The sequence below is a fragment of the Amycolatopsis sp. NPDC059021 genome, from assembly GCF_042739895.1.
Lineage (GTDB): Bacteria > Actinomycetota > Actinomycetes > Mycobacteriales > Pseudonocardiaceae > Amycolatopsis.
Genome location: NZ_JBHYIQ010000009.1, coordinates 155,257 through 173,414, shown reverse-complemented (window position 1 = coordinate 173,414; position 18,158 = coordinate 155,257). Strand labels below are relative to the sequence as shown.

Genomic DNA, 18,158 nt, shown 5'->3' with positions numbered 1-18,158 from the left:
CAACAAACCTCGCATTGTCGTCGGCTCCGACCCCTGTGAAACCCACACCGGCTGGGGGTCTCGGCGGCGCCGCACCGGGTTTCTCGCGGGGGGAGGGTTTGCGGGGGAAGGGCTGTTCTCGACCGGGTCGATCATCGCGCGGCACCACCGGCGGCCTGTAGTGAGGCCGTGCACGAGGATCGCATGACATTTGTCATGGGATGTGCCGTGCTGCCGGTCTCGCCCGGGAACGGGCCGGTGCCCATCGGCCGGTGCCGTTCAGCTTCCGCACCGGGAAAAATGTGATCCGTGCGATATTATCACGAATGTTCGCGGAGTAATTCCGTACTGGGGAAAGTTCCGACATCGAGGAGTATTCTCATGCGTGAAACCACGGGGAATCCCGGCGTGGACCTGATCGAAGTCACCCTGAAGGGCGGTCCGGCGAGCATTCCCGAGTCGGCGCGAGCGCGGCGGGTCGGTGTGCTCGAGGAGAAGATCAAGATCCCGCACCAGGGCGGGTACGAGCATTTCGAGCGCGCGGCCGACGCGGCACCGGGCGATGCGTCGGAGATCGTGTACCGCTGGACGATGCGGACGAAGCCGGCCGAGTGACGAGCCGGGCACGGGCCGTCCGGGGCCGCTCGCCTGTGGCGCCGCGTGCCTGTTCAACTGCGGCGCGTCATCGCCTGAACATGCGAAAAGTCCTTTTCAGACGAATTTTCGGGGTCTCATGAGCGACGGCGCGGCCCCCGGCCGGACGTGCCGCCCGGATTCCGGTACCGGCAGCGGGCGGCACCGGAATCCGGGCGGTCTACGCGTTCGCGCGGGAGGCGTCGGCCTCGAAGTTCCGGTCCAGCAGCTCGAGGATCCCGTCCAGATGGGAGGTGAGGAAGAAGTGCCCGCCGGTGAAGACCTGCAGGTCGAACGGCCCGGTCGTGTGCGCGGCCCATTCCTTCGCTTCGTCGAGTGTCGTTTTCGGGTCGGCGTCACCGGTCAACGCGGAGATCGGGCAGCCGACCGTGGTTTCCGGGGCGCAGCGGTAGGTCTCCACCGCGCGGTAGTCGGCCCGCAGCGCCGGGAGCGCGGCCCGCATGATCTCCTCGTCGTCGAGGATCGTCGCGGCCGATCCGTTCAGCCGCCGGATTTCCGCCATGATCCCCGCGTCGTCACGCCGGTGCACGATCTCGTCCCGGTGGGTGGCCGGGCCACGGCGGCCGGACGCGTACAGCCGCGCGGGCGTCTTCCCGTCGCTCTCGAACCGGCGCGCGACCTCGAACGCCACGATGGCGCCCATGCTGTGCCCGAAGAGCGTCAAGGGAAGTTCGGGTTGTCCACTGAGGACCTCGTGGACGCGTTCGGCGAGTGTCGGAATGTCTTCGATCGGGGTTTCGGACCGGCGGTCCTGGCGGCCGGGGTACTGAATCGCGATGACCTCGACCCGGGATTTCAGCGCGAACGGGACCGGGCGGAAGAACGGGGCGGTCCCGCCCGCGTGCGGGAAGCACACGAGCCGCGCGACCGGTTCCCGTACCTCGCGATAACGACGGCACCACAGGCCGTCGCCGGCGGAATTCTGTGGCATATCGCCGGTATAGCAGAGAATGCGGCCGCGCTGTAATGTGCCGCCGCGCCGGATGTGTTCAACTGCGGCGGTCCGCAGCTGAGTGGCGCCGTCCGAGGTGGGCCGGGTGTGCAGGTTTCCGATGGTTGCGCCGCGCGGCGGAGCTGGTTAGCGTCCGGTCCGCCGGACGGACCGCGTTGCCGGTCTACGCGATGAAAAAAATCCTAGGGGTGATGAGCGGTGGGCTATCAGTTCTCGCTGGTTCTGAATCGGGAAATCACGGACGAGGAAATGGTCACGCTCAAGGGCGCGATCCAGGCCGAAGCCTCGTTCGGCGGCGACACCCTGCCGACCGACGCCGACGTGCCGGTCACGAGGATCGAGTTCGACGACACGGTCTCGCCGACGCTCGCGGAGGCGATCGAAGCCGGATTCGAAGCGGTGAAGACCGTTCCCGAGCTCAGCGTGCCCGGCCTCAGCGTGCCGGCCCAGCCCGCCGGGCCCGCGGCGGATGCCGGCGCGGGGGAGGAAGCCGAGACGGTGGACGTCGCCGCCGCGAGCGACAGCGCCGCGCGCGCCTGAGGCCGGGGAGGAGGTGTCATGACCACCAGGGAACCGCTGGCGGCCGAGGACCTGAAGCCCCTTCCGGAGGCGGAACTGGTCAAGCACTACCGGTCGACCGTGCCACCCGAATTCTCCGACCCCGCCGAGGAGCGCCGCCACCGCAAGGAACGCCTCGCGGCGGCGTTGCGGTTGTTCGGCCGGTTCGGGTTCGAGGAGGGCGTGGCAGGCCACATCACCGCGCGCGACCCGGAGTTCCCGGACTACTTCTGGGTCAACCCGTTCGCGATTCCGTTCAAGCACGTGACGGTGAGCGGACTGGTGCTGGTGGACGGGGACGGCAACGTCGTCGACGGCGAGTACCTGGTCAACCAGGCCGCGTTCGTGATCCATTCCTGTGTGCACAAGGCACGCCCCGACGTGGTCGGCGCTGCGCACGCGCATTCCGTCTATGGCAAGGCGTTGTCGGCCACCGGACAGCACATCGAGGCGCTGACGCAGGACGCGTGCGTCTTCTACGACGACCACGCGGTCTTCGAGGACTACACCGGGCTGGTGAACGACCTCGAGGAAGGGCGCCGGATCGCGCGGGCACTCGGCTCGCACAAGGCCGTGATCCTGCGCAACCACGGCCTGCTGACCGTCGGGAGCACGGTCGACTCCGCGGCATGGTGGTTCATCACGATGGAACGCACCGCGCAGGCGCAGCTGGCGGCGAAGGCGGCGGGGGAGACCCTGGAGATCTCTCCGGAGAACGCCAAGCTGACCCACGAGCAGTCGGGGCACGAATACGCGGGCTGGATCCAGTTCCAGCCGTTGTTCGAATACATCGCCCGAGCCGAGCCGGATCTGTTCGACTGACGACCGGTGTCCCGGCCCCGCGGTGAACCGCGAGACGATTCACGGGACGGTACGGAGAAGAACGCGGATGGCGCCCGCCCGGGTCCCGGGCGGGCGTTACCCGCGCGCGGCCCGTTTCCCGTGTCCGGATCATGACAAATGTCATGGCCGAATGATGGGCGATCTCACTGACCCGGGGGATGCGGACCGGTGAGGATGGTGCCGGTGAAAGTGCAGGCACGGGGTGGCGCCGCTATCCTGGATCGGCCCGCCCTTCCCCCGGCACCGCCGTTGTGCGGACCGGGCAAGGCAAGGAGAGCGCCTCGTGGTCGACTTTCAGTGGGAACCTGAAGCCGTGCATTCGAAGGGGTAACAGTGAAATCCAAGACCATCGCCAGGGAAGAACTCGGCAAATCGGACGTCAAGAGCGCCCTTCGCACGGTGAAGACCCTCGTCGGCTTGTACACGGCACTCAGCCTGCTGACCTTGGTCGCCATCATCCTGCTCAGGAACCGCGCCGATCTGGTCACCGACGCGGTCTGGATCCGGGGCACGATCGTCGCGGTCACCGCGCTGCTGATGTTCTCCTTCGCGATCCGGACCGGACAGGGCAGGAGCCGGGCCTTTCTGCGGCTGCGGCTCGTTTCGGGCATCATGCTGGTCGCGATCGTCGTGATCATCGCGCTGCCGGGAGCGTTCCCGACCTGGATGAAGATCGAGCAGGGAGTCTGCGGGCTGCTCCTGCTCGGCGTGGTGTTCCTCGTCAACGGGCCACGCCTGCGCTCGGTGTTCAGCGGGAAATAGGCCCCCGCGCCCGAGCCCCCATTGAGAAAGCCTGATTAGCGCGGACGACCGCCGCCGGAGACATCACCGTCTCCGGCGGCGTTTTTCGTGTCCGGGGTCCGGACGTCGTGTGTGACATGGTTATCCCGCCGTTCACCGGATAATCACCGGAGGTGTTCAGCTGCTCCCCGGCACCGGTTGAACAACGGCGGACGAAAGCGCGGAACTCGTAGTAGCCTCACGGCAAGCTCGCTGCGGGGCGGGCATGTCTTCGCGGATTCCCATGAGCAGGTCCCGGTGGGAAGAATGCGCGAAAGCGCTTTTCGTGCGCGTCTGGGGAACGGTAGGGGCATGGCGAACGAACAAAAACTTCGCGAATATCTCAAGCTGGTGACCACCAATCTGCGGAAGGCCCGCAGGCAGCTGCGTGAGCTTTCCGAACGCGGCCAGGAGCCGATCGCGATCGTCGGCATGGGCTGCCGCTTCCCCGGTGGGGTCCGCGGTCCGGAACAGCTGTGGGAGCTGGTCGCGGGCGGGACCGACGCGATCTCGGGTTTCCCCGCAGACCGGGGCTGGGACATCGAGAACCTGTACGACTCCGACGTGTCCGACGGTTCCGTCACCCGCCAGGGCGGTTTCCTCTACGACGCCCCGGAGTTCGACGCGGGGTTCTTCGGGATCTCGCCGCGTGAGGCGCTGGCGATGGACCCGCAGCAGCGGCTGCTGCTGGAGATCACCTGGGAGGCGCTGGAACGGGCCGGGATCGACCCCGGCTCCCTGCGCGGCTCGCCGACCGGGGTGTTCGCGGGCGTGTACTCCTCCGGCTACGGCACGAGCCTCCCGATGGACGCCGATGAGGTGAAGGGCCACCTGCTGACCGGGACCGCGAACAGCGTGCTCTCCGGGCGGGTGTCCTTCGCCTTCGGGTTCGAAGGCCCGGCCGTTTCGGTCGACACGGCGTGTTCCTCCTCGCTGGTCTCGATCCACCTGGCCACGCAGGCACTGCGGTCCGGAGAGTGCTCGCTGGCGCTGGCGGGCGGGGTGACCGTGATGTCCTCGCCGACGTTGTTCGCGGAGTTCTCCCGGCAGCAGGGCCTGGCCGCCGACGGCCGCTGCAAGGCGTTCTCCGCGGGAGCGGACGGCACCGGCTGGGGCGAGGGCGCCGGCATGCTGGTGCTGGAACGGCTCTCGGACGCCCACCGCAACGGGCATCGCGTGCTGGCGGTGATCCGGGGTAGCGCGGTCAACCAGGACGGCGCTTCGAACGGGCTCACCGCGCCGAACGGTCCTTCGCAGCAGCGGGTCATCGAGTCGGCGCTGGCCGCCGCACGGCTGGCACCCGGCGACGTCGACGTCGTCGAGGCGCACGGCACCGGGACGGCGCTGGGCGACCCGATCGAGGCCAAGGCGCTGATGGCCGCCTACGGGCAGGACCGCCCGGAGGACCGGCCGCTGTGGCTGGGGTCGGTGAAGTCGAACATCGGGCACACCCAGGCGGCGGCGGGTGTGGCCGGGGTGATCAAGATGGTGATGGCGCTGCGCAACGGAACACTGCCGCGGACGTTGCACGCGGACGAGCCTTCGTCGCATGTGGACTGGTCGGCGGGCGCGGTGCGGCTGCTGACCGAGCCGGTCGCCTGGACCGGTGGTGAGCGGCGCCGGCGGGCGGGGATCTCGGGCTTCGGGATCAGCGGCACCAACGCCCATGTCCTGCTCGAGGAGGCGGGGGAGACCGAGGTCGGCGACCCGGAGGAGGTTCCCGCGCCCGAGGGCACCGAGGAGGGCGGTGACAACGATGACAGGGACGCCGAAGTCGTTGCCACGCCGCCGGTTCCCGTGCTGGAGGGCGGCTCGGCGTGGCTGCTGTCGAGCCGTTCGGCCGAGGGGCTGACGGCGCAGGCGGCTCGTCTGCGTGAGCACGTCGTGGCCCACCCGGAACTGGGTGGCTCCGACGTGGCGTGGTCGCTGGCGACGACCCGGTCGCACTTCGAGCACCGCGCGGTGGTCACCGGCCCCGGCCCGGTCGCCGCGCTGGCCGCGGTGGCGGCCGGGACGCCCTCGGCGGACGTGGTGACCGGGCTGGTGCGCCCGGCCGGCGTGGGCAAGGTGGCGTTCGTGTTCCCCGGCCAGGGCAGCCAGTGGCGGGGGATGGGCCGGGAACTGGCCGCCGTGTCCCCGGTGTTCGCCGCCCGGCTGGCCGAGTGCGCCGAGGCGCTCGCGCCGTTCCTCGACTGGTCGCTGGACGACGTTCTGGCCGGCAGGCACGGGTCCGAGGCCGCGGACGTGGTGCAGCCCGCGCTGTGGGCCGTGATGGTTTCGCTGGCGGAGGTCTGGCGCGCGGCCGGTGTCGTCCCGGACGCCGTCGTGGGCCACAGCCAGGGCGAGATCGCCGCGGCGGTGGTCGCGGGGAGCCTTTCGCTGCGGGACGCGGCACGGGTCGTGGCGTTGCGCGGCAGGGCGCTCACCGCGCTGGCCGGACGCGGCGGGATGATGTCGATCGCCGAGCCGGCCGACGCGGTGCGTGAGCGGATCGGCGCCTGGGGCGAACGCCTCGCGATCGCCGCGGTGAACGGTCCACAGTCGACGGTCGTCTCCGGCGATCCCGGCGCCCTGCGGGAACTCGCCGGATCCTGCCCCGAGGTGCGGACGAAGATCATCCCGGTCGACTACGCCTCGCACAGCGCCCAAGTCGAAGCCCTGCGCGACGAAATCCTCGAGGCGCTGGCCGGGATCACCCCGCGCGAGGCGCGGATCCCGATGATCTCGGCGATGACCGGAGAATCGCTGGCCGGCACCGAACTGGACGCCGGCTACTGGTACGGGAGCCTCCGGGAGACCGTCGAATTCGACCGCGCCGTCCGGAAACTCGGCGAAACCGGGCACGGGGTGTTCATCGAGGCGTCGCCGCATCCCGTCCTCACCACGGCGGTCGCGGACAGCCTCGAGGACCGCGACCCGATCGTGACGGGCACGCTGCGCCGTGACGACGGTGGCGCGCAACGCCTGCTGCTCTCGCTGGCCGAGGCGCATGTCCGGGGTCTCGCCGTCGACTGGACCGCCGTGCTCGACCGCGGCGACAGGGTCGACCTGCCCACCTATGCCTTCCAGCGCACCCGGTTCTGGCCGAAGCCCGTGGTACGGGCGGAGGGCACCGCCGCGGAGTCCGGATTCTGGACCGCGGTGGAGAACGGCGATGTCGACGAACTGGCGGGCGTGCTGGCCGTCGATGGTGATCGCCCGTTCCGTGACGTTCTTCCCGCGCTGGCCTCCTGGCGCCGCCGTGAGCGCGACGACTCCGCGACCGACGACTGGCGCTACCGCGTCGCGTGGGCGCCGATGGGCGACCCGGGGACGGCGGCGCTTTCCGGAACCTGGCTGGTGGTCACCGGGTCGGCCGATCCGGACGACTGCGTGCGCGCGCTCACCGGGCACGGCGCCGACGTCGTCGTGCTCCGGACGGACGAGACCGACCGGCACCGTCTCGCCGCGGAGCTGCCGGAGCGCGAGCTCGCCGGGGTGCTGTCGCTACTCGCGCTGGACGAGGCACCGACGAAGGACTTTCCCGAGGTCTCCCAAGGTATCGCCGCGACCATGGCACTGGTGCAGGCGCTCGGGGACGCGGGGGTCGGTGCCCCGCTGTGGGTGCTGACCCGCGGCGCGGTGGCCACCGGGGCGGGCGAGGTACCGGCCAGCCCGGTGCAGGCACAGGCGTGGGGGCTCGGCCGGGTGGCCGGCCTGGAGCATCCGGACCGCTGGGGCGGTCTCGTCGATCTTCCGTCCACTATGGACGAACGAGCCGGCGCGGGCCTGTGCGCCGTGCTGGCGGGCGACGGCGAAGACCAGGTGGCCCTGCGCCGGTCCGGGATCCTGGCACGCAGGCTGGAACGGGCCCCGCGGCGCCGGTCCGGGCCGGCGGACTGGTCCCCGCGCGGCACGGTGCTGGTGACCGGGGGGACCGGCTCGATCGGCCGTCACATCGGGCCGTGGCTGGCGGCGCGGGGCGCCCGCCGCGTCGTGCTGCCCACCCGGTCCGGGCCGTCGGCGGAGCTGGCCGCGCTCGCCGCGACGCTGGCCGGGGCGGGCACCGCCGTCGACGTGGTGTCCTGCGACATCGCCGGACGCGGGCAGGTGGCCGGGCTGCTGGACCGGATCGCCGCGACCGGACCCGGGCTGAGCACGGTGATCCACGCGGCGAACGTGTTCCACCTGACCCGGCTCGACGAGACGGACCTGGCCGGGCTCGCGACGGCGCTGGGCGCCAAGGTCGCCGGCGCGGCGAATCTCGACGAACTGGCCACCGGCGTCGACGAGTTCGTGCTGTTCTCCTCGATCGCCGCCGCGTGGGGCAGCAACGAGCACGGTGCCTACGCCGCGGCCAATGCCCACCTCGACGCCCTCGCCGAGAACCGTCGCGGGCGGGGCCTGCCGGCGACGTCCATCGCGTGGGGGGTCTGGGACACCCGCGACTGGGCCGCGCTGAACGCGGCCGCGACCCACGAGCCGGGCAGCGTGACCCCGGCGAGGCTGCTGCGCCAGGGCATGAACTTCCTCCCGCCGGAGCCCGCGCTGGCCGCGCTGGGCCGCGTCCTCGCCGACGGCGACACCTTCCTCGCGGTCGCCGACATGGACTGGGCGCGGTTCGCGCCGGTGTTCACCGCGGCCCGTTCCCGCGCGCTGCTGGAATGGATTCCCGAGGCACGCCAGGCGGTCGGCGAGACGACGCCGGACGCGGCGACCGGGAACGGCGCGGCGACCGGGGAACTGGCGAACAGCCTCGCGAAGGCGAATCCCACGGAGCGGGTCCGCATCGTCACCGACCTGGTGCGCACGCACGCCGCCGCGACGCTGGGCCACTCCTCTCCACAGGACGTACCCGCCGCGCGGGCGTTCCGCGATCTCGGCTTCGACTCGCTGACCGCCGTCGAACTCCGCAAACGGCTCAGCGACGCGACAGGGCTGAAGCTGTCCTCCTCGGCCGTCTTCGACTACCCGACGCCGTCGGCACTGGCCGAGCAGATCGTCGCGCAGCTGCTGGGCGGCCCGGCGGAGGTGCCGGCGGCCCCCGCGCCGGTGGCCGCCGCCGATCCCGGCGAGCCGATCGCGATCGTGGGCATCGGCTGCAGGTTCCCCGGCGGTGTCGCCACTCCCGAGCAGTACTGGGACCTGCTGACCGCGGGCGCGGACGTCATCTCGGACTTTCCGGCCGACCGCGGCTGGGACCCCGGCCTGTTCGACCCGGACCCCGACCACCAGGGCAAGTCGTACATCCGGGTGGGCGGTTTCCTCTACGACGCGGCGGAGTTCGACGCGGGGTTCTTCGGGATCTCGCCGCGGGAAGCGCTGGCGATGGATCCGCAGCAGCGGCTGCTGCTGGAAACCGTGTGGGAGGCGCTCGAACGGGCCGGGATCGACCCCGGGTCGCTGCGCGGTTCGAGCACCGGTGTCTTCGCGGGCGCCGCGCTCACCGGCTACGGCGCGGGCATGGCCGAGGGTGACGGCGGCGCCGAAGGGTACCTGGTCACCGGCCACTCCGGGAGCATCATCTCCGGGCGGGTCGCCTACACGCTCGGACTGGAGGGCCCGGCGGTCACCCTCGACACCGCGTGCTCCTCGTCGCTGGTCGCCCTGCACATGGCCACCCAGGCGCTGCGCTCGGGCGAGTGCTCGCTGGCGCTGGTCGGGGGTGTCATGGTGATGGCCACCCCCAGCCAGTTCGTCGGCTTCTCCCGGCAGCGCGGCCTCGCCGTGGACGGCCGGTGCAAGGCGTTCGGCGCGACCGCGGACGGCATGGGCATGTCCGAGGGCGCGGGCATGCTGGCGATCGAGCGGCTCTCCGACGCCCGGCGCAACGGGCATCCGGTGCTCGCCCTCATCCGTGGCAGCGCGATCAACCAGGACGGCGCGTCCAACGGGCTCACCGCGCCGAACGGTCCTTCGCAGCAGCGGGTGATCCGTGCCGCGCTGGCGAACGCCGGTCTGTCCACTTCGGACATCGACGTCGTCGAGGCACACGGCACCGGCACGACACTCGGTGACCCGATCGAGGCACACGCGCTGATCGCGACCTACGGGCAGGACCGGGACCGGCCGCTGTGGCTGGGCTCGGCGAAGTCGAACATCGGGCACACGCAGACCGCCGCGGGTGTCGCGGGCCTGATCAAGATGGTGCTGGCGATGCGGCACCGGACGCTGCCGAAGACACTGCACGCGGACGAACCGTCGCCGCACATCGACTGGGCGGCGGGCCAGGTCCGGGTGCTGGCCGAGCAGCGGCCGTGGACCACCGGCGGTGCCCCGCGCCGGGGCGGCGTGTCGGCCTTCGGCATGAGCGGCACCAACGTGCACGTGATCCTGGAGGAGGCACCCGAGGAGCCGCCCGTCGCCGAGGACGTCCGGGAGCCGCCGGTGCTGAAGCCGGGCGTGTCGGCGTGGCTGATGTCCGCGCGGACCCCCGACGCGCTGGCCGCGCAGGCCGGGCGGCTGCGTGAGTTCGCGCTGGCTCACCCGGAGGTGGCCCCCGCCGATATCGCGTGGTCGCTGGCCACCACCCGCGCGGCCTTCGACCACCGGTCCGTGGTGCTCGGCGCCGACCGCGAGGAACTCGCCGCGGGCCTGGCCGCGGTGGCCACGGCACAGCCGGGCGCCGGGGTGATCACCGGCACGGCGACCGACGGCAAGGTCGTGTTCGTGTTCCCCGGGCAGGGCAGTCAGTGGCCGGGGATGGGGCGGCGGTTGCTGGCGGAGTCGCCGGTGTTCGCGGCCCGGTTCGCGGAGTGCGCCCGCGCCCTGGAGTCCTTTGTGGACTGGTCGCTCGCGGACGTGGTGAACGGCGTCGAAGGCGCGCCGGGCGTCGAAGCGGCCGAGGTGATGCAGCCGGTGCTGTGGGCGATCATGGTCTCGCTGGCCGAAGTCTGGCGAGCGGCAGGCGTCGTTCCGGACGCCGTCGTCGGCCACAGCCAGGGTGAGATCGCCGCGGCGTGCGTGGCGGGGATCCTGACGGTGGAGGACGCCGCACGCGTGGTCGCGGTGCGGTCGAAGGCGTTGAGCGCGCTGGACGTCGAGGGCGGGATGCTCGCGGTGGTCATGCCCGCCGACACGGTCCGCGAGATCCTCGGACCGTGGGGCGAGAGGCTGGCGGTGGCGGCGGTGAACGGCCCGGCCACCACGGTGGTCTCCGGGGAACCCGCGGCGCTGAAGGAGTTCGAGCGCGAGCTGCGGTCGCGCAAGGTGATGCGCTGGCGTATCCCGGCCACCGACTTCGTCGCCCACTCCCAGCTGGTCGAGCCACTGGCCGGCACGCTTCCCGGCGCGCTGGACGGCATCCGCCCGCGCCCCGGCGAGATCCCGTTCTTCTCCACTGTGGAGTGCCAGGTGCTCGACGGGGCCGAGCTGGACGCCGGGTACTGGTACGCCAACGTGCGCCGTCCGGTGCGGTTCATGGAGTCGGTGCTGGCGCTGGCCGGATCCGGGCACCGCGCCTTCGTCGAGGTCTCCCCGCATCCCGTGCTGACCGGTGCCATCGCCGAGACCGCCGAGGACGCGGGTCTGCCCGCGCCGGTGCTCACCGGGACGATCGAGCGGGACGACGGGGGAGCCGACCGGTTCCTCGCCGCGCTGGCCACGGCCGCGGTCCACGGCATCGCGGTCGACTGGACAACCGTCCTCAGTGGACGGAAGGTCGAGCTGCCCACGTACGCCTTCCAGCGCAGCCGTTACTGGCCGGAGCCCAAGGCGTCCGGCCGGGACGTGCCCGCGACCGGGGAAAGCGCTGCCGAGGCCCGCTTCTGGGCCGCGGTCGAGGAAGGCGATCTGGCCGGGCTGGCCGGCACGCTCGCCATCTCCGAACGCGCCCGGCTCGACGGAGTGCTGCCCGCGCTGGCGTCCTGGCGCCGCCGCGAGCGGGGCGAGGAGGCCGTGGCGGGCTGGCGGTTCCGGATCGACTGGGCCGCGGTCGCCGAGCCCGCGACGCCGGTGCTCACCGGGACCTGGCTCGTCGTGACTCCGAGCGGCCTGCCCCGGCACCCGTGCGTGCGGGCGCTCGAAGACCGCGGTGCCCGGGTCGTCGCCGTCGACGTCCCCGCCGGCCGCGCGGATCGGGAAACGCTGGCCTCCCGGATCGCCGAAACGGTCTCCGGTCTCGAACCCGCGGGTGTGGTTTCGTTGCTGGCACTGGACGAGACGCCGATCGCCGGGCTGCCGATGGTGAGTTCCGGACTGGCCGGGACGCTGGCGCTGGTGCAGGCGCTCGGCGACGCGGGGGTCGGCGCGCCGTTGTGGGTGCTGACCCGCGGCGCGGTCGCCGCCGAGGCGGGCGAGGTCCTGGCCAGCCCGGTGCAGGCGCAGGTGTGGGGACTCGGCCGGACCGCCGCCGCGGAGCACCCCGATCGCTGGGGTGGCCTGCTCGACCTGCCGGAGAGCTGGGACGACCGGGACGCCGCGCGGTTCTGCGCGGTGCTCGCCGCCCGCGACGAGGACCAGGTCGCCTTGCGTGGCAAGGGGATTCTCGCCCGGAGGCTGGCACGGGCCCCGCTGCCCCCGGCCCCGCGCGAGCGGTACGCGCCGCGCGGCACGGTGCTCGTCACCGGCGGTACCGGCGCGATCGGCGGGCACGTCGGCCGCTGGCTGACCGGCCGCGAAGCCCGGCGTGTCGTGCTGACCAGCCGGTCCGGCCCCGCTGCCGGGGGCGTCGCCGGGCTCGCCGCGGAACTGGCCGGCGCGGGCACCGCGGTCGACGTCGTCGCCTGCGACACCGGCGAGCGCGCCGCGGTCGCCGGGCTGCTGGACCGCGTCGCCGCCACCGGCCCGGCGCTGTCGACCGTCATGCACGCCGCGGGCGCGCTGGACGACGGCGTGCTCGACCGGCTGAGCGCGGAACGTCTCGCGAACACGTTGTCCGGCAAGGCCGCGGGCGCGGTGCACCTGGACGAGCTGACCGCGGGTCTCGACCTCGACGCGTTCGTGCTGTTCTCCTCCACGTCGGCCACCTTCGGCAACGGCGGCCAGGGCAACTACGCGGCCGCCAACGCCTTCCTCGACGCGCTCGCCGAGGACCGCAGGGCGCGGGGGCTGCCGGGGCTGTCGCTGGCCTGGGGCCCGTGGGACGGCGGCGGCGTCGGACAGGCCAGCGAGGGCGCGCGGCAGCGGCTGGCCCGCAACAAGTGGGAAGTCCTGATGGACCCCGAACTCGCCGTCCGCGCGATGGGCCAGGCGATCGAGGATCCCGGCAACGCCGTGCTGACCCTGATGGAGATCGACTTCACCGCGCTCGCCACCGCGCGCGGTGCCGACGACCTCCGCCGGACTCCGCTGATGCGTGACCTGCCGGAGCTCCACGCGGCCGTCGTGGCACCTGCCGAGTCCACCGAGGACGCCGGGCGTGACCTGACCCGGCAGCTCCCCGCGCGGCCGGTGGCCGAGCAGGAGCGGGTGCTGGCGGACCTGATCCGCGCCGAGGCCGCGTTGGTCATGGGCTACACCTCCGCGTCGGCGATCGAACCGGGCCGCGCGTTCAGCGAGATGGGCCTGGACTCGCTCACCTCGGTGGAACTGCGCAACCGGCTCGCCACCGCCACCGGCCTGCGGCTGCCTACGACGCTGCTGTTCGACCACCCCGATCCGGTCGCGCTCGCGGCGTTCCTGCGGGCGGAGCTGACCGGGGACGCCGCCGAGACGCCCGCTCCGGCCACCACGCGGGCCGACGACGGCGAGCCGCTGGCCATCGTCGCGATGGGCTGCCGGTTCCCCGGCGGCGTGCGGACGCCGGAGGAGCTGTGGGAGCTGCTGGCCGCAGGTGGTGACGCGATCTCCGGCCTGCCCGCCGATCGCGGCTGGGACCTCGACGCGCTCTATGACCCCGATCCCGATCACACCGGCACGCTTTACGTGCGCGAGGGTGGTTTCCTGCACGACGCCCCCGAGTTCGACGCGGGGTTCTTCGGGATTTCCCCGCGTGAGGCGCTGGCGATGGACCCGCAGCAGCGGCTGGTGCTGGAGGTGTCCTGGGAAGCACTGGAGCGCGCGGGGCTCGATCCGGCCTCGCTGCGCGGATCCCGGACCGGGGTGTTCGTCGGCGGGTACTTCTCCGGGTACGACCAGCTCGGGACGCGGCTGGCGCACACGGGCAGCGGCGCCGGGCTCGAAGGCCACCTGATGACCGGCAACGCGACGAGTGTCCTTTCCGGACGGGTGTCCTATCTGCTCGGGCTCGAGGGGCCGGCGCTCACCGTCGACACCGCCTGCTCGTCCTCGCTGGTAGCGCTGCACATGGCGTGCCAGGCGCTGCGGAACGACGAGTGCTCGCTGGCGCTGGCCGGTGGTGTGACCGTGATGGCGACCCCGCGGGACCTGGTCGGCTTCTCGCGGCAGCGCGGGCTCGCCGCGGACGGCCGCTGCAAAGCGTTCTCGGCGGCCGCCGACGGCATGGGCATGGCCGAAGGGGCCGGGATGCTAGCCGTCGAACGGCTTTCCGACGCCCAGCGCAACGGCCACCGGGTGCTGGCGGTGATCCGGGGAAGCGCGGTCAACCAGGATGGCGCGTCGAACGGGCTGACCGCACCGAACGGTCCTTCGCAGCAACGGGTGATCCGTGCCGCGCTGGCGAACGCCGGTCTGTCCACTTCGGACGTCGACGTCGTGGAGGCACACGGCACCGGGACGGTCCTCGGTGACCCGATCGAGGCCCAGGCTCTGCTGGCGACGTATGGCCGGGACCGGGCCGAGCCGTTGTGGCTGGGGTCGGTGAAGTCGAACATCGGGCACACCCAGGCGGCGGCGGGCGTGGCCGGGGTGATCAAGATGATCATGGCGTTACGCAACGAAACACTGCCGCGGACGCTGTACGCGGACGAGCCTTCGTCGCATGTGGACTGGTCGGCGGGCGCGGTACGGCTGCTGACCGGACCCGTGGCTTGGGGGACCGGCGACCGGCCGCGGCGTGCGGGCGTGTCCGGGTTCGGGATGAGCGGCACCAACGCGCATCTCATCCTGGAGGAGGCCCCCGAGCCTCCGGCCCCGGCTCCCGTTCCGGAAGTCACGCCGGTGCTCGCTTCGGCCTCGCCGGTGTGGCCGGTGTCGGGGCGTTCGGCGGACGCGCTGGCCGCGCAGGCGGGCCGGTTGCGGGAGTTCGTGCTGTCCCGGCCCGAACTGTCTGATTCGGACATCGGGTTCTCGCTGGCGACGACGCGGTCGGTGTTCGAGCACCGTGCGGTGGTCCTCGGCACGGGACGCGGGGAGCTGGCCGCCGGTCTCGCCGCGGTCGCGACGAACCAAGCCGTGGCTTCCGTGGTGACCGGTGCGGTACCGCCGGGCGGGGTGGACCGGACGGTGTTCGTGTTCCCTGGTCAGGGCAGTCAGTGGATCGGCATGGGCCGCGAGTTGGCCGGGGTTTCGCCGGTGTTCGCGGCGCGGTTGGCGGAGTGTGCGTCGGCCTTGTCGTCCTTTGTGGACTGGTCGCTGGACGATGTGTTGACGGGTAAGCATGGCTTCGAGGCGGCGGATGTTGTTCAGCCTGCGCTCTGGGCTGTGATGGTGTCGCTGGCTGAGGTGTGGCGTGCTGCTGGTGTTGTGCCGGATGCGGTGGTGGGTCACTCGCAGGGTGAGATCGCGGCCGCCGCGGTGGCGGGGATTCTGTCCCTTGAGGACGCTGCTCGTGTGGTTGCGTTGCGGAGCAAGGCGTTGACTGCGCTTGCCGGTAGGGGCGGGATGATGTCGATTGCCGAGCCCGCGGACGCGGTTCGGGAGCGTATTGCGTCCTGGGGTGATCGGCTTTCGCTGGCCGCTGTGAATGGTCCACTGTCGACAGTTGTTTCAGGTGACCCCGGATCGTTGCGGGAACTTGCCGAGTCGTGCCCTGAGGTGCGCACGAAGATCATCCCGGTGGACTACGCCTCACACTCATCGCAGGTGGATGCGTTGCGGGAGGAGATTCTGTCCGTTTTGGACGGTATCGTCCCGGGCGAGGCGGAGATCCCGATGATTTCGGCGTTGAGTGGCGAGATGGTGTCCGGCCCGGAGCTGGATCCGGAGTATTGGTACGCGAGTCTGCGGGAGACGGTGGAGTTCGAAAGGGCCATCCGGACGCTCGGCGAGAACGGCCACGGCGTATACGTCGAGGTGTCGCCGCACCCGGTGCTCACCACCGCCATCGCCGACGCCCTCGAAGACCGAGCCCCGATCGTCGTCGGCACGCTCCGCCGGGACGAGGGCGGCGCCGAGCGGCTGCTGACGTCGTTCGCCGAGGCGTTCACGTGCGGTGTCACCGTCGAGTGGGCGAAGGTGCAGGGTGCGGGGGAGACCGTCGACCTGCCCACCTACGCCTTTCAGCACCAACGGTTCTGGCCCCGGCTCACCGCCACGGCGGACACCGCCGAGGACAACGCGTTCTGGGCCGCGGTGGACCGCGGTGACGTCCGCGAGCTCGCCGAGACGCTGGCCGTCGACGACGAGCGTGCCGGCGAACTGCTGCCCGCCCTCGCTTCCTACCGCCGCCGCGAACGCGACGACTCCGCCGTGGCGGACTGGCGCTACCGCGTCACCTGGACGCCGGTGCCGGATCCGGCCCCTGCCGTGCTGTCCGGCACCTGGCTGCTCGTCGGCGAGTCGGCGGAGGTCGCCAAGGCACTGACCGAGCACGGCGCCGACGTCGTCACCCACGGCCGTGCCGACCGCGAGAGGCTGGCCGGGCTCGGTGACGTGAAGGGTGTGGTCTCGGTACTCGCATTCGACGAGACCCCGGTGACCGGTTTCCCGACCATGACGGAGGGACTGACCGCCACTCTCGAACTGGTGCAGGCACTCGGCGAGGCCGGGATCGGCGCCCCGCTGTGGGTGCTGACCCGCGGCGCCGTCGCCACCGGCGGCGAGGCGGCCGATCCGGTGCAGGCGCAGGCCTGGGGTCTCGGCCGGGTCGTCGCACTGGAACATCCGGACCGCTGGGGCGGCCTGATCGACCTTCCGTCCACTTCGGACGCATCCGCCGTGGCACGGCTGGCCGCCGTGCTCGCGGGCACCGGTGAAGACCAGGTCGCGCTACGCCCGCACGGCATCCTGGCGCGACGGCTGGTCCGGGCCACTCCGCCGACGCGGACGACGACGTGGACCCCGCGCGGCACCGTGCTCGTCACCGGCGGTACCGGGGCGATGGGCGGGCAGGTCGGCCGCTGGGCCGCCGGGCGGGGCGCCGCACGGGTCGTGCTCACCGCGGGCACTCCGCTCACGAAGGACGTCGCGAGCCTGTCCGCCGACGTCGCGGCCGCGGGCAGCGACGTCGTCCTGACGGCTTGCGACAGCACCCGGCGCGCCGAGCTGGCGGGCGTGCTGGACCGTATCGCGGCCGATGGCCCCGCGCTGACCGCCGTGGTCCACGCGGCCGGTGCCGGGCAGGCGACCGCGGTCGCCGAGACGACCCCGGCGGAACTGGCCGAGGTCGCCGCCGCGAAGGCCGAGGGCGCTGCCTGGCTCGACGAGCTGACCGCCGACTTCGAACTCGACGCGTTCGTGGTGTTCTCGTCGATCGCCGCGACGTGGGGCAGCGCACTGGTGCCTGGGTACGCCGCGGGCAACGCGTTCCTCGACGCGCTCGCCGAACGCCGCCGGGCGCGCGGGCAGGTGGCCACTTCGGTGGCGTGGGGGCCGTGGGACGGCGGAGCCGAGGCGGGCCGGTCGGTCCGGCACGGACTGCGCGTGCTCGACCCGGCGCTCGCGGTCCGCGCGCTGGGCCGGATTCTCGACGACGGCGAGACGACGGTGACGATCGCGGACGTGGACTGGCCGCGGTTCGCCCCGGCGTTCACCCTGCGCCGTCCCAGCCCTCTCATCGAGTCGCTGCCCGAGGTCGCCGGCGCGCTGGCAGGGCCCGGCCCCGCCACGGCCGAAGAGACGGACCTGGCCGTGCGCCTCGCGGGATTGCCGCGAGGACAACGGGAAAAGGTGCTCACGGATCTGGTGTGTGCCGAGGCGGCCCGGGTGCTCGGCTATCCCGGTCCCGGGGACGTCGATCCGGACCGGGCGTTCAGCGAGGTCGGTTTCGACTCGCTGATGTCGGTGGACCTGCGCAACCGGCTCTCGGCCGTGAGCGGCGTGAAGCTGCCGTCCACTGTGGTCTTCGAGTACCCGGCCCCGGCCGCGCTGGCCGCACATCTGCACCAGGTCGTCACCGGCGCGTCGGCCGGGCCGGAGCCGGTACTGGCCGAACTGGACCGGCTGGAGTCGATGCTGGCGGGCCTGCCCGCCGGGGAAGACACCGGCGACACCGAGAACGCCGACCGCGTCACCGCCCGGCTGGACGCGGTGGTGGCCAAGTGGAAGGAGATCCGCGAACGGCCCGCCGGGCCGAGCGTCGCCGAAAAGCTGGAGACCGCGGGCGACGACGAGGTCTTCGACTTCATCGGCAAAGAGTTCGGCATCCACTGACCCGGCTGCGGATGATCCAATC

6 protein-coding genes are annotated in these 18,158 nt (G+C 72.2%); 5 read left to right on the top strand and 1 reads right to left on the bottom strand.

The genetic code is table 11. The features are described 5' to 3' along the window. Positions 1–360 precede the first annotated feature (360 nt). Positions 361–594, top strand: a complete 234-nt coding sequence (locus ACFWX1_RS07835; protein WP_378384985.1) for a DUF5988 family protein — start codon at positions 361–363, stop codon at positions 592–594. A 199-nt stretch (positions 595–793) separates the two neighbouring features. On the opposite strand, the gene ACFWX1_RS07830 is transcribed toward ACFWX1_RS07835, so the two are convergent. Further along, entirely contained in the window at positions 794–1,564 is a 771-nt protein-coding gene (locus tag ACFWX1_RS07830) for a thioesterase II family protein (protein WP_378384983.1), read from the bottom strand. Between the two features lie 219 nt (positions 1,565–1,783). Here ACFWX1_RS07830 and ACFWX1_RS07825 point away from each other — a divergent pair, with 219 nt between their 5' ends. The 4 genes from ACFWX1_RS07825 to ACFWX1_RS07810 all read left to right on the top strand — a co-directional run bounded on the left by ACFWX1_RS07825 (position 1,784) and on the right by ACFWX1_RS07810 (position 18,136). After that, positions 1,784–2,125: a hypothetical protein gene (locus ACFWX1_RS07825; protein WP_378384981.1), complete on the top strand. Its 342-nt coding sequence runs from the start codon at positions 1,784–1,786 to the stop codon at positions 2,123–2,125. A gap of 18 nt (positions 2,126–2,143) precedes the next feature. Next, on the top strand, positions 2,144–2,965 hold the full coding sequence (locus ACFWX1_RS07820) for a class II aldolase/adducin family protein (protein ID WP_378384979.1): 822 nt from the start codon (positions 2,144–2,146) through the stop codon (positions 2,963–2,965). A 354-nt stretch (positions 2,966–3,319) separates the two neighbouring features. Then, positions 3,320–3,748, top strand: a complete 429-nt coding sequence (locus ACFWX1_RS07815; RefSeq protein WP_378384977.1) for a hypothetical protein — start codon at positions 3,320–3,322, stop codon at positions 3,746–3,748. 330 nt (positions 3,749–4,078) lie between these two features. Then, a complete protein-coding gene (locus ACFWX1_RS07810) occupies positions 4,079–18,136 on the top strand; it encodes a type I polyketide synthase (RefSeq protein ID WP_378384975.1) in 14,058 nt (4,685 codons plus the stop codon). The last annotated feature ends 22 nt before the right edge of the window (positions 18,137–18,158 follow it).